General features: G+C 72.4%; 13 protein-coding genes. 8 read left to right on the top strand and 5 right to left on the bottom strand.

All coding sequences use genetic code 11. The features are described from left to right. Positions 1–56 precede the first annotated feature (56 nt). A complete protein-coding gene (locus ABZ321_RS18360; RefSeq protein WP_354892538.1) occupies positions 57–1619 on the top strand; it encodes a DHA2 family efflux MFS transporter permease subunit in 1563 nt (520 codons plus the stop codon). 45 nt (positions 1620–1664) lie between these two features. On the opposite strand, the gene ABZ321_RS18365 is transcribed toward ABZ321_RS18360, so the two are convergent. Continuing rightward, complete coding sequence (locus ABZ321_RS18365) at positions 1665–2495, bottom strand: alpha/beta hydrolase (RefSeq protein ID WP_354892541.1); 831 nt, start codon at positions 2493–2495, stop codon at positions 1665–1667. 74 nt (positions 2496–2569) lie between these two features. Here ABZ321_RS18365 and ABZ321_RS18370 point away from each other — a divergent pair, with 74 nt between their 5' ends. After that, positions 2570–2875 carry a helix-turn-helix transcriptional regulator gene (locus ABZ321_RS18370; protein ID WP_344498319.1) on the top strand — a complete coding sequence of 102 codons (306 nt, stop codon included), beginning with the start codon at positions 2570–2572 and terminating at the stop codon, positions 2873–2875. Continuing rightward, positions 2869–3669 (top strand): hypothetical protein, encoded by an 801-nt coding sequence (locus ABZ321_RS18375; RefSeq protein WP_354892544.1) that lies wholly within the window; start codon positions 2869–2871, stop codon positions 3667–3669. Before ABZ321_RS18370 ends, ABZ321_RS18375 begins: the two co-directional genes overlap by 7 nt. A gap of 1137 nt (positions 3670–4806) precedes the next feature. Here ABZ321_RS18375 and ABZ321_RS18380 read toward each other — a convergent pair. After that, the gene (locus ABZ321_RS18380) at positions 4807–6051 is read right to left on the bottom strand and encodes a benzoate/H(+) symporter BenE family transporter (RefSeq protein ID WP_344498315.1); all 1245 of its coding nucleotides are present in this window, start codon (positions 6049–6051) and stop codon (positions 4807–4809) included. A gap of 62 nt (positions 6052–6113) precedes the next feature. On the opposite strand from ABZ321_RS18380, the gene ABZ321_RS18385 reads away from it, so the two are divergent. Then, complete coding sequence (locus tag ABZ321_RS18385) at positions 6114–6635, top strand: XRE family transcriptional regulator (RefSeq protein WP_344498313.1); 522 nt, start codon at positions 6114–6116, stop codon at positions 6633–6635. Here the strand turns inward: ABZ321_RS18385 and ABZ321_RS18390 are convergent. Then, positions 6632–6820, bottom strand: a complete 189-nt coding sequence (locus tag ABZ321_RS18390; RefSeq protein WP_344498311.1) for a hypothetical protein — start codon at positions 6818–6820, stop codon at positions 6632–6634. The two genes, ABZ321_RS18385 and ABZ321_RS18390, sit on opposite strands and share 4 nt — an antisense overlap. Positions 6821–6879: 59 nt before the next feature. Between ABZ321_RS18390 and ABZ321_RS18395 the strand changes: the two genes are divergently transcribed. From ABZ321_RS18395 to ABZ321_RS18410, 4 genes are all read left to right on the top strand, one after another. Then, on the top strand, positions 6880–7335 hold the full coding sequence (locus ABZ321_RS18395; RefSeq protein WP_344498309.1) for a GNAT family N-acetyltransferase: 456 nt from the start codon (positions 6880–6882) through the stop codon (positions 7333–7335). Positions 7336–7398: 63 nt separating this feature from the next. Beyond that, the gene (locus ABZ321_RS18400; protein WP_354892853.1) at positions 7399–9783 is read left to right on the top strand and encodes a histidine kinase; all 2385 of its coding nucleotides are present in this window, start codon (positions 7399–7401) and stop codon (positions 9781–9783) included. Further along, complete coding sequence (locus ABZ321_RS18405; protein WP_344498307.1) at positions 9780–10451, top strand: response regulator transcription factor; 672 nt, start codon at positions 9780–9782, stop codon at positions 10449–10451. Before ABZ321_RS18400 ends, ABZ321_RS18405 begins: the two co-directional genes overlap by 4 nt. Positions 10452–10499: 48 nt before the next feature. Then, a complete protein-coding gene (locus tag ABZ321_RS18410; protein ID WP_354892550.1) occupies positions 10500–11165 on the top strand; it encodes a DUF2306 domain-containing protein in 666 nt (221 codons plus the stop codon). Positions 11166–11271: 106 nt separating this feature from the next. On the opposite strand, the gene ABZ321_RS18415 is transcribed toward ABZ321_RS18410, so the two are convergent. After that, positions 11272–11514, bottom strand: coding sequence for a cytochrome P450 (locus tag ABZ321_RS18415; RefSeq protein ID WP_354892856.1), 243 nt, complete (start codon positions 11512–11514; stop codon positions 11272–11274). After that, positions 11436–12044, bottom strand: coding sequence for a hypothetical protein (locus ABZ321_RS18420; protein ID WP_354892869.1), 609 nt, complete (start codon positions 12042–12044; stop codon positions 11436–11438). Before ABZ321_RS18420 ends, ABZ321_RS18415 begins: the two co-directional genes overlap by 79 nt. Positions 12045–12339 lie beyond the last annotated feature (295 nt).

Consider the following 12339-nt stretch of genomic DNA (forward strand, 5'->3'; position numbering starts at 1 on the left):
GCGTAGGCTGGTCACCGGCCTTTTCACGGACGGTGACCTCGATCAGGAGGGGTTTTGTGACGAATCCAACGGCCACGGCATCGACCAAGATCGACGCCGCGGTGCTGAAGATCGCGGGGGTCGTGGTCCTCGGTGCGATCATGTCGATTCTCGACATCACTGTCGTCAGCGTGGCGCTGCCGACCTTCCAGACCGAATTCAACGCGTCGTACGCGACCGTCGCCTGGACGATGACCGGTTACACCCTCGCGCTGGCAACCGTCATCCCCCTCACCGGCTGGGCGGCGGACCGGTTCGGCACGAAGCGGCTGTACATGGTCGCCCTCGCCCTCTTCACGATCGGCTCCGGCCTGTGCGCCACCGCCGACTCCATCGGCCAGCTCATCGGCTGGCGGGTCGTGCAGGGTCTCGGTGGCGGCATGCTCATGCCGCTGGGCATGACGATGCTGACCCGGGCCGCCGGCCCGGAGCGGATCGGCCGGCTCATGGCCATCCTCGGCATCCCGATGCTGCTCGGCCCGATCACCGGCCCGATCCTCGGCGGCTGGCTCATCGACGACTACAGCTGGCACTGGATCTTCCTGATCAACCTGCCGATCGGCGTCGTCGCGCTGGTCTACGCGGCGCTCGCCCTGCCGAAGGACGAAGCGCACCCGTCGGAGTCCTTCGACTTCCTCGGCATGTTGATGCTGTCCCCGGGCCTCGCGCTGTTCCTGTTCGGCGTGTCGTCGTGGCCGGAGGCCGGCACGTTCTCCGCGACGAAGGTGTGGCTGCCGATGCTCATCGGTGGGCTGCTCGTCATCAGCTTCGTCTTCTACTCCTTCAAACCGGCGCACCCGCTGCTGGACCTGCGGCTGTTCCGCAACCGCAAGCTGACGATCGCGACGATCACCCTGTTCGTGTTCATCATCGCGTTCATGGGCGCCGGCCTGCTGTTCCCGAGCTACTTCCTGCAGGTCGGCGGCGAGTCCACGCTGCACGCCGGTCTGCTGATGGCGCCGCAGGGCATCGGCGCGATGCTCACCATGCCGATCGCCGGCATGCTCGCCGACAAGGTCCCGGTCGGCCGGACGGTGCCGTTCGCGATGGCGCTCATCGCCGCCGGCTTCTTCACGTTCACGCAGGTCACCGCCGACACGTCGTACTGGCTGCTGTGCGGCTCGCTGTTCGTCATGGGCCTCGGCATGGGCGGCACGATGATGCCGATCATGACGTCGGCGCTCAAGACGCTCGGCCACGCCGAGGTCGCCCGCGGCTCCACGCTGGTCAACATCCTCCAGCAGATCGGCGGCTCCATCGGCGGCGCCGTCATGTCGGTGATCCTGACCAGGCAGCTCAACGAGTCGGACCTGGTGCCGGGCTCCAACCCGCCGGTCACCGAGGCCCAGCTGGCCATCGCGGCGCAGCACTCCGACCAGATCAAGGCGCAGGTGCCGCCGCCGCTGTTCGAGAAGGGCCTGGACTTCGTCGCGGACTCGTTCGCCACGACGTTCTGGGTCGGCTTCGCGCTGGTCCTGTTGACGTTCATCCCGATCGCCTTCCTGCCGCGCAAGAAGGAGCCGAAGGCGGCCGGCGACGACGCGGCGGCCGGCGCCGCGACGCCGGTGATCGTGCACTGACGTCCTGATTTGGGAAGGCCGCCCCGGTTGCCCGGGGCGGCCTTTTCATGCCCGTTTGAAAGATCCGGCCGCGAAGAACTCGGCGAACGGCCGCACGAACGCCGGCCGGGCGACGTTGGCCGAGTTGTGCGACGCGCCGGGGATGAGCAGCGCCCTCCCCCTCGGGGCGGCGTCGGCGACGGCCTGGCAGTTCTCCATGAAGTACCGGGGGCTGCGGGCACCCGCGGCGAGCAGGAGCTCCGCGCTGACGCCCGCGTAGTCCTCCGCCTTGCCGCTGTGGTCATGGATGCGGCGGATCTCCGGCGGCATCGTCGGCATGAGCTCGACGAACCGCTTGCCGATGCTCGTGCGCAGGAACAGGCTGGTCATGGCCTTGGCGACCGGGAACGGCACCTTGGCGCCGAGGTCGTCCGGGTAGGTGGCCCTGGCCATCACCGTCATCGCCCGTGCGTGGTCACCCTGCCGCACGAGCCGCTCGAACTCGTCGAGGAACTCCGCCGAGGGGCGGCCGCCGAAGTGCAGGCCGGGGTCGTACACCGCGATCCGCTCCAATGGGAGGGTGAGACCCGCCCGGAGCGCGGTGAACCCGCCGCCGCTGTGCCCGAAGACGCTGCGCGCACCGGTGTGCTCGAGGACCGCACCGAGGTCGGCGAGGTCCGTCTCCACCGTCTCCGTGCCGGTCAGCGGCGCCGAGTCGACCCGGCCGCGCCGGTTGTACAGGTGCACGGTGAACCTGTCCGCGAGCGCGGCGGCCAGCCGTTGGTAGTCCCGGACGGCGACGCCCCCGCCGTGCAGGATCACGATCCCCGGCCCGGTGCCGGTCGAATACACGGTGACCTTCGCACCGTCCCCTGAGGTGACCTTCGCTTCTCTCATGTTCAATTATGCGAACGGTGTTTGCAGTTTTTCAACCCTATGCAGAACTGGCAGTAGCTATATAGAGTACGGACATGGCCGGTTTGCGCATGACGACGCCGCGGCTGCTCGTGCTGCGGGCACTGCTCGACGACCCGGCGCGCGAGCGTTACGGGCTCGACCTGGCCACGGAGGCGGGGCTCGAGCCGGGCACCATCTATCCGATCCTGGTCGCCTTCGAGGGCGCGGGCTGGCTGTCCAGCCGCGAGGAGGAGATCGACGTGCACGCCGCCGGCCGCCCCCGCCGGCGCTATTACCTGCTGACCGCGGCAGGCGTGACCGCCGCCCGAGCGGCCCTCGCCAAGCGGTCCGCCCCGCGCGTCGGGCGCCTGGCGTGGTGACCGGCGCGGCCCCGGCCGCTCTCACCACCGGCGTGCGGCTCGCCGTCGCGACGCTCGCGCTGCTGCTGCCCGCCGCGTTCCGCGACCGCCAACGCGCCGAGTGGACCGCGGACCTCATGACCCTGCCGGCCGGCCACTGGCGCTACCTGTTCGGCGCGGCCCGCACGCTCCCGGCGCTGCGCGCCGCCGCACACCGCGCCGGCCTCTCCCGCGGCCCGGTCGCCGCCGCCGCGACCTTCCCCTCGGACGCGCTGGCCCGCACGCTGCTTGCCGGCCTCGGCTGGCCCGTGCTGTCCTGGCTGCTCATGGTGCCGCTGCGCTACTTCCTGTTCGACATCCCCGGCCGCATCGCCGCCGGCGGCGGCCCCGTCGACCCGAAGAGCCTCTGGCCCTCCGGCGCGCTGTTCGTCGTCCTGCTCCCGCTGATCCTGGCGCTGACCTTCGGCGCCTATGTCGCCCTTGCCGGCGGCTGGCTCCTCGCCGCCTCGATCGGCCTGGCCGGCGCCGCCGTGGGCGTCGGCCTGCGGCGCCTCTGGCTCGCCGTCGCCGGCCTGTCCCTCGCCGCGGCCGCCCTGCTCGCCGTGACGGTCGCCGGCCTGCCCGTCTTCGACGCCGACCCGGGCTATGGCGCCGCCCTCCTCGGCACGACGGCCGTCGCCCTCGGCCTGTGGTCCCGCACCCTGAGCCGGTGGCAGCGAGGCTGGCTGCTCACGATCGGCCTGGCCGCAGCCACGGTGCTGGCCGCCCACCACATCCCCCTCGGCGCGGCCATGCACACCTGGTACCTGGACTGACCCGCTCTGACGACCGACGCGCCGGCCCTCCGGTCCCTCTGAGGAGCGCGGGCCCGCACCCTCCAGACTTGCGCTCCCAAGCCGCTCTGTGCCGGGCGGCAACTCACACCTCCGCGTCTGGGCCGATCCCCGCCTTGGGCGGCCGCCGCGTCTGGGGCTGACCGTCGTATTGGGTGGCCGCCGCGTCTGGGTGCCCTCTGTTTGATCTGCACACCAGCACCCCGGCCCACACCTGCGACTGGCTCCAGGTGGCTCCCGAGTGATCCCGTGCGGTTCTGGTAGCTCCGGCTACCACACGGGATCATGGAGCAGCGACTGGCGCCGATGACCGGAGACCTTCCCGCCCGGCTCCCACTCCCGGCCCGCCTGGTCAGCATCCTCAAGGCCGGCGCTCCACCGGTCGGCGGCCACCACGGCCAGGTGCCCACACACCGCCGTCTTCCAGGGGCAGCGCGTGGAGATCAGCTTCCACCGGGGCCGCTGCCTGACCCAGCAGCCAGACGATGCCGCCGTCACCGACAGCACGCCGCCAGGCAGCCCCGACACCGACGGTCCGCCAACGAAGTCCGAAGCCGCCTCAGACTGCGGGCACCCTGTGCGCAGCCGGATCCCGCGCCACGCACCATGCAGACGTCGATCAATGCCCCGATACACCCCGTTCCAAGGCGGATGTCGCCCAGCCGCCAACCCCACCACCGCCGGCCACCCGACCTCACCACCGCCCAAGCCATTGCAAGCCACAGGACGACCAGCCCACAGGCGAACCCAGGGCTCCACCCAGCCACGCGGACAGGGCTGCCGGCTGATAAGGCGCGGAGCTGGAAGACGTCGATCAATGCCCCGAAACGCCCCATTCCAAGACCGATGCCGCGCAGCCGCCGGCCCCGCCACCACCGAGAGCGGGCCACCACCGGCCCGCCGCCACCGACCGCGGGCCACCACCAACAGCGGGCCGCCACCAAGCAGCCACCGACCCAGCTGCTGCCCAGGGCCATCGCCAACCGCGGGGCGCTCGACCCGCAGGCGAGGCCCACAACCACTCACCACCACAGACATTGGTCAATGCCCCGAATCGCCCCATTACGAGGTGGATGTCGCGCAGTCACCGGCCCTGTCGCCGCTGGCAGCGGACCGTCGTCACCGGGATGCTGCCGGACCTGCAGCGGTGGGCGACGGCAGTTCTGTCGCGGCGGGAGAAGGCGGGGTCGGGTCCGGAGGCGAGGAGGGCCTGGTCCGGCGGTACAGGAGCAGCGCCGTCAAACCGCCCGCCACGAGGCCCCAGAAGGCGGGGCCGATGTTCAGGATCGTGGTGCCTGACGCTGTCACGACAAAGGTGACCACCGCGGCCTCGCGGCCCGACGGGTCGGTGACCGCGCTGGCCAGCGAGGCGCCGAGGGCGGACAGCAGGGCCAGGCCGGCGACGGCGATGACCAGGACCGGCGGCGAGAGCAGTACGAGCGCCATCGCCAGACCCGCGCCGAGGCCGAGGGTGAGCTGCCCGGCGCCGAGGGCGGCCGTGGCGACCCAGCGCCGGCGGGGGTCGGGGTGGGTGTCGGGGCCGGCGGTGAGGGCCGCGGTGATCGCCGCCAGGTTGAGGGCGTGGCCGCCGAACGGGGCGGCGAAGGCGCTCGCCAAGCCGGTGGTGACGAGGACGCCGCGGAGGGGTGGGGTGTAGCCGTACGTGGCCATGACGGCCATGCCGGGGACGTTCTGGGCGGCCATGGTCACCAGGAACAGCGGGACGGCGATGCTGATCAGGGCCGGCAGGTTGAACGTCGGCACCGTGAGCACCGCGGCGGGGGCGATCGAGACGCCGGTGAGGTGGACGCCGCGGACGGCGATCGCGACGACGGCGGCCAGCAGCGCGCCCGGGACGGCCCACTGGCGGGCGAAGCGGGTCAGCACCGCCCAGGCGAGCACCACCGGGATGGCGAGCGCGGGCACGTCGACGACGGCGCGGACGGGAGCGGTACAGAGGCTGAGGATGACGCCCGCGAGCATGGCGCCGGCGATCGGGCGCGGGATCGCGGCGATCGCCCGGCCGAGCCACGGCGACAGGCCCGCGACGACGATGAGCGCGGCGCAGACGAGGAACGCGCCGACGGCCGCGGGCCAGCCGCCCTGCACATGGCCGGTGGCGACGAGCAGCGCGGCGCCGGGGGTGGACCAGGCGATGCTGATCGGCATGCGGAACCGCAGCGCGAGGAAGACGGCGGTCGCGGCGATGCCGGCGCACAGGGCGAGCAGCCCGGACGCGGCCTGCGCGGGGGTGGCGCCGACGGCGCGCAGGCCGGCGAGCACGACGGTGAACGAGCTCGCGTACCCGACCACGGCGCTCACCAGCCCCGCCAGGATCGGCTGTGCCGAATCGAACCGCCGCATGACCACCCTCCGTTTCGCGTTCCGTATACGGAACGACTTGAAGAGAATGGCACCATAGCTGCGTGGAGACAAGTCTCGGTGACCGGCTGCGGGAGCTGCGGGCCGCGCGAGGGATGTCGCTGTCGGAGCTGGCGCGGGCCGCCGGCATCGGCAAGGCCACGCTGTCCGGGCTGGAGCACGGGACCAGGAACCCCACGCTGGAGACGCTCTACGCGGTGGCGGGTGCGCTGGGCGTACCGCTGACGGCGCTGGTGCGGGAGCAGCACGGCGAACCCGTCCGGGGGTCCGCGGTCACGGCGACGCTGCTGGAGGTGTTCGACGAGCCGGGGGTGACGTTCGAGCTGCTGCGCATGCGGGTGCGCCCAGGCGTCGTGCAGCAGTCACCACCCCACGCGCCGGGCGTGACCGAGCACGTCACGGTGTCGGAGGGTGTACTGCGGGCGGGCCCCACCAGCGCACCATTGATCGCGGGGCCGGGCGAGCACATCGCGTGGGCCGCCGATGTGCCGCACGTGTACGGCACCGTCGGCCCGGACGAGGTGGTCGCCACGCTCCTGATCAGGTCTCCCCGCGGGCAGACCTAGTCGACCGTGGTGTCCTCGGAGTCCTGGTCCTTGTCGTGGCCGTGCCCGGTGAGCCCATCCACGATCGCGTCGATGGGCTGCCCGATGTAGTCGAAGTCGGGCACCGCGATCCGCTCCGCTTCGTCACGGATGATGTCGATGTCCACGGTCTCGTCGACGCGCGGGACGTCATGCCTGCTGGTCATACTGAACCAGTTTCCGGCCGGGGCAGCCGCCAAACCCGGACTGTGGCATCGTCGCCACGATGGAGGTCCGCACAGCGCGCACCGAGGACGTCGACGCCCTCGTCACGATCCATCAGGTGGCCCGCCGCACGTACTACGGCGACCTGGAGATCCCTGACGACACGAGGGAGTTGCGGGACGCGTACACCATCAGCATCCAGGCAACGGATCGCCTCGTGCTGTGCGTCGACGGCGCCCACGGGCCTTTCGGTTTCGTGTCGTTGGGACCGCCGGCGCGGCTCGTCGGCCTGTACGTCGACCCCGCGCACTGGCTCCGCGGCGCCGGCGGCGCCCTGCACGACGCCGGCGTCGCGGCCTGGCGCGAGGCCGGGATCACCGAGGGTCAGCTGGAGGTCTGGGACGGCAACGACCGCGCCAAGGCCTTCTACCTGCGGCGCGGCTGGCAGCCGTCCGGCGATCGCCGCGACGGCCCGCTGGGGCGCGACTTCGTGGTCCTAGGACTGAAGGTGGTGTAGGGCTCCGTCTTTGGACCGTTCTGCGGGAGCGCCGGCTCTCATACGATTCCAAGGGTGAGACGGATGGTCGACGCCATGCGCGTGGTCTGGGACGAGCCGCGCGCCCCAGACGCGCCCCGGCGGGTGTGGCGCGACTGGGCGCTCGTCGGCGTGTTCGGCCCAATCGCCGTGCTGGAGGGGCTGCTCCGCCCCGACCTGCCGATGCGCGCGCTCTCCGTCCTGGTCGTCCTGGCCGGCGTCGTGGCGGTGGTGCCCTGGCGCCGGCGTCAGCCGTTGGCGGCGGTCGCGGTGGCGTTCGGCGCGACCGGCCTGCTGCCGCTGCTGGCGGGCCATGCCATGGACAATGGCGCCGCCGTTGCGGTGCTGCTTCTGGTGTACGCGCTGACGCGCTGGGGCTCCGGCCGCGAAATCGTGCTCGGCACGGCGGTCATCGCCGTGAAGGCCGGCGTGTTGGACCAGCTCGTGCAGGTCAAGCCGAGCGACACCGTCGCGGGGCTGGCCGTGCTGTCCAGCTGTCTCGCGCTGGGCCTGGCGCTGCGGTATCGTGCCGGCGCCCGCCGCCGCGAGATCGACCGCATCCGCCTCCTCGAACGCGAGCGCCTGGCCCGCGACCTGCACGACACCGTCGCCCACCACGTCTCGGCAATGGCCATCCGCGCCCAGGCCGGCATCGCCACCGCTGCGACGGACCCTGACGCCGCGCTCTCCGCCCTGCACCTCATCGAGGCCGAGGCGTCGCAGGCCCTGACGGAGATGCGCGCCATGGTCCGCCTCCTGCGCCACGCCGGCCCGGCCGACCCGCCCGAGCTGTCCCCGACCCCGTCCTTCGCCGACCTGGCGTACCTCGCCGACCCGGCCGCCGTGCCCACCAATGCGCAGCCCGCCACCACACGGACCGACAACACCCAGCCCACCAAAACCCCTGCCGCCGAATCCCCTACCAACGAAACCCCTACCAACGAAACCCCGGCCAACGAAACCCCGGCCAACGAAACCCGAGACGACAAAGCCCGGGCCGACGGCATGTGGGCAGAAGGCACACGGACCAGCGAGACACAGACCGACGGCGCACGGAGCGACCACTCGCCGCCCGACGACGCACGAGCCAACGACCTTCGAGTCAGCGACCTTCGAGTCAGCACCCCTCGAACCAGCAACCCACACACCAGCGACCCCCGAACCGACAGCACACAGACCCACGAGGCCCACGCCGGCGAAACCCCGGTCGACGGCACGCGGGCGGAAGGCACACAGACCGGCCAGGCACAGACCGACGGCGCACGGAGCGACCACTCGCCGCCCGACGACGCACGAGCCGACAACCTTCGGATCAGCGACCCCCGAACCAGCAACCCACAGACCAGCGACCCACAGACCGGCGACCCACGGACCGACAGCACGCGGGTCGACGGCGCGCGGGTCGACGGCGCGCGGAGCGGTGACCCGCAGACGTACGACCCCCGGACCCACGACACGCGGACAGTCAGCACCCGAAGCGGCGACACTCGGACCGATGGCACTCCGGCCTCTTGGGCTCGGATCGGCGACCCGCAGGCGGACGGAGCGCGGACCGGCAAGGCGCGGACCGGGCCTCGCGTGGACGTCGAGCTCTCCGGCGACCTCGACGGCATCCCGGCGCCGGTGGGTGCGGCCATCTACCGCCTGGCCCAGGAGTCGGTCACCAACGCCAGGCGGCACGCCCGGCATGCGACCAGGATCGAGGTGCGGGTCCACGCCGACGACACGTCGGTGCGGCTGCGGGTCACCGACGACGGCGACTCAGGCTCGGCCCGGCCGGCGACCGCCCACGGGTACGGCCTCATCGGCATGACCGAACGCGCCACCCTCCTCGGCGGCACATGCGAGGCCGGCCCGACGCACCTCGACGGCACCGGCCGCGGCTGGACCGTGACCGCCGTCCTGCCACGCTCAGGGGCGACTGCCCCGTCCCGACCTGGACGGCCCGAGCCCGGGACCACACGCTCACCCGAAGCGCCACAGCCACTCGGACCGGCACCGTCGCCAGGACCGACCCCGTCGACCAAGACACCGCCGGCCGAGCACTTGCCCACGGCTCCCCCGTCCTCCGAGGGACCTCGCTCCGATCCCCCGCGCCCCGAGACGCCGCGCGTCGAGCCCCTGCACCTCGAGCGGCCGAGCGCCGATCCCCCGCGTTTCGAGAAGTCGGGCGCCGAGGCGTCCGGCTTCCGGCGGCCGGTCTCCGAGATTCCGGACACGTTGCCGTCGCAGGTCGGGTCGCCGTGCACCGAGGGAACCGGGCCGCATCAGCCCGCCTGCACCGCTACGAAGGCCCTGGCATCGGACCGGGAGCCGGCATCCGACGCGGCGCACACGGAGGCGTCCTCGGGGCGGTCCCGTTCCGAGACATTGCGGTCCGAGGGGTCGCGTTCTGGCGTTGAGGTGCGACGGTCTGGGGTGGTGGGGTGAGCGTCCGGGTGGTGGTGGCCGACGATCAGGAGATCGTGCGGACCGGGTTGAGCATGATTCTCAATGCACAGCCGGGGATTGAGGTCGTCGGGGTCGCTGCGAACGGGCATCGGGCGGTTGAGCTGGCGCGGCAGGTGCGGCCTGACGTCTGCCTGTTCGACATTCGCATGCCGGGGGTCGACGGGATCGAGGCGACGCGGGCGTTGGCCGGGCCGGGGGTCGAGGATCCGCTCGCGGTGGTCGTCATCACCACGTTCGACCTGGACGAGTACGTGTACGCGGCGCTGCGGGCGGGGGCGCGGGGGTTCCTGCTCAAGGATGCCGGGCCGGCGCTGCTGGCGCAGGCAGTGCACGCCGCGGCGAACGGGGAGGCGCTCATCGCGCCGGTGGTCACCGCCAGGTTGTTGCGGGCGTTCGCCGGGGCGGGGCCGGTGCCCAGCCCGCCGCAGCCGGTCGAGGCGCTCACCGAGCGGGAGGAGCAGGTGCTCGCGAAGGTTGCCGGGGGGCGGAGCAACGCCGAGATCGCCGCGGAGCTGGGGATCACGCTCAGCACGGTGAAGACGCACGTGGCCAGTCTGATGGCGAAGCTCGGGGTCAGGAACCGGGTCGAGATCGCCATCTGGGCCTACGAGACGAGGCGGGTAGTACTTAAGCACGGTCCGCCGTAGGTCCAAGTGGCGATGAGTGGCGGCGGGGGTGGCGTTCACCATCGACGCATGACCAAAGCCACCTGGCTCGTCCCGACCGGGCTGATCGCGCTCAGCTTCGTGCCGATGGCCGCCGGCACCATCCGTCTCGTCGAACTGGGCGGCGGCGGGACGCGTACACCTGACAACGCCCGCTTCTTCGACCAGCCGCTGCCGGTCGTGCTGCACATCATCAGTGCCAGCGTGTTCCTGCTGCTCGGCGCGTTCCAGTTCTCCCCCGGGCTGCGCCGCAGGCGGGCCGGCTGGCATCGGGTGGCGGGGCGGCTGCTAATCCCGCTGGGCATCGTCGCGGCGCTCACCGGTCTGTGGATGTCGGTGATGTACGACCTGCCGCCCGCCGACGGCACGCTGGTGATGCTGGAGCGCCTGCTGTTCGGCACGGTGATGGCGGTGGCGCTCGGGCTCGGGTTCGCCGCCGCCCGGCGCCGCGACATCCCCACGCACAGCGCCTGGGTGACGCGTGGCTACGCGATCGGTCTCGGCGCCGGCACGCAGGCGATCACCCACGCGCCCTGGTTCCTGTTCGTCGGCGAGCCCGGGCCGTCCGCGCGGGCGTTCCTGATGGGCGCCGGCTGGGTCATCAACCTCGCCGTGGCGGAGTGGGCGATCCGCCGCCGCCGCGCGAAGTCCCAGCAGCGCCCGAGCCGCAGCGCACCGGTCCCCGCAACGCCATGACGCCGCATCGCCGCATCGCCACAACGGCACGACGGCACGACGGCACGACGGCACGACGGCACGGCAACGGCAACGGCAACGGCAACGGCAACGGCAGGGCACAGCCTCAGGCGGCGGGCTTCCACACCGCCGTGACCGAGCCGGTGAGGACCGTCCACTTGGGACGGTCGCCGTGGACGGGGACGGGGTGTTGCGGGCCTGCGGTGACGCCGTTGACCATGCCGTAGTCGACGCGTGGGCGCACCAGGCCGGGCAGGCCGCGCTCCATCATCAGCGACAGCGTCGTGCGGACCTGCAGGTCGGCGAACTCGGCGCCCAGGCAGCGGCGCGGGCCGAGGCCGAACGGGATGAACTCGTACTGCCGGGGGCGCCGGCTCCCCCGCGCGCCAGCGCTGCGGCCGGAAGGCCTGCGGTGACGGGTACGCGAGCGGATCGCGGTGCTCGAGCAGCGGTGCCATGAAGAGCAGCGCCCCCTTCGGCACCGGCGGCGAAGGGGCCGAGGGACGCGGCGTCGTCGAAGCCCAGCAGGCAGCGCATGAGGTTCGTCTTGGAGATGCGCAGGCACTCCTGCTTGAGGTCGAACGGGTCCCCGCCCGGCGCGGCGAACCGGGACCGCGCGAACGTGTCGGCGAACACCTCCCGGTGGTGCGCCATCGCGGTGCGGTGCATGGCCGGCATCAGCAGCTTCCGTCGGCGGGTGTGCTCGGCGCCGCTGGCGGTGATGACCGCGTCGAACATGCCTGACCACGGCCGGCCGGGCGGCAGGTCGAAGAGCCCGGCGGCCCGGTGGAACGCGGTGTTGTCGGTGAACACCTGGCGCACGCCGTCGCGGCCGCGGACCACGACGACGGATCCGTTGCCGGCGGTGACCGGGTCCACGCGCAGGAGCTGCGGCTGGGGCAGACGTGGTGCTGGAGCCCGGGTTCTGGGTCAGGGCCGAGCGCGACGAGAAGCGGCTCGCCGCCAGCGCGCTCGGCGCCGGGACCTCACCGCGCCGGTCGACGAGCTGGCCCGCCGGATCGCGACGCGGGCCGCGGCGGGCGAACCGGGTGCGGTGCCGATCAGCCGCGAGCTCCTCGACACCTGCGTGCCGCTGTTCGAGGCACCGACGTGCCGCCGTTCGAGGCACCCGACGTGCCGCTGTTCGAGGCATCGACGGCCGAGGAGCTCGCGC

It is taken from the genome of Dactylosporangium sp. NPDC006015 (assembly GCF_040614215.1).
Taxonomy (GTDB): domain Bacteria; phylum Actinomycetota; class Actinomycetes; order Mycobacteriales; family Micromonosporaceae; genus Dactylosporangium; species Dactylosporangium maewongense.

Coding starts and splice junctions, on each gene's coding strand:
- ABZ321_RS18365 (WP_354892541.1), bottom strand. CDS start 2,495: ATGAGAGAAGCGAAGGTCACCTCAGGGGACGGTGCGAAGGTCACCGTG.
- ABZ321_RS18370 (WP_344498319.1), top strand. CDS start 2,570: ATGGCCGGTTTGCGCATGACGACGCCGCGGCTGCTCGTGCTGCGGGCA.
- ABZ321_RS18380 (WP_344498315.1), bottom strand. CDS start 6,051: ATGCGGCGGTTCGATTCGGCACAGCCGATCCTGGCGGGGCTGGTGAGC.
- ABZ321_RS18390 (WP_344498311.1), bottom strand. CDS start 6,820: ATGACCAGCAGGCATGACGTCCCGCGCGTCGACGAGACCGTGGACATC.
- ABZ321_RS18395 (WP_344498309.1), top strand. CDS start 6,880: ATGGAGGTCCGCACAGCGCGCACCGAGGACGTCGACGCCCTCGTCACG.
- ABZ321_RS18400 (WP_354892853.1), top strand. CDS start 7,399: ATGGTCGACGCCATGCGCGTGGTCTGGGACGAGCCGCGCGCCCCAGAC.
- ABZ321_RS18410 (WP_354892550.1), top strand. CDS start 10,500: ATGACCAAAGCCACCTGGCTCGTCCCGACCGGGCTGATCGCGCTCAGC.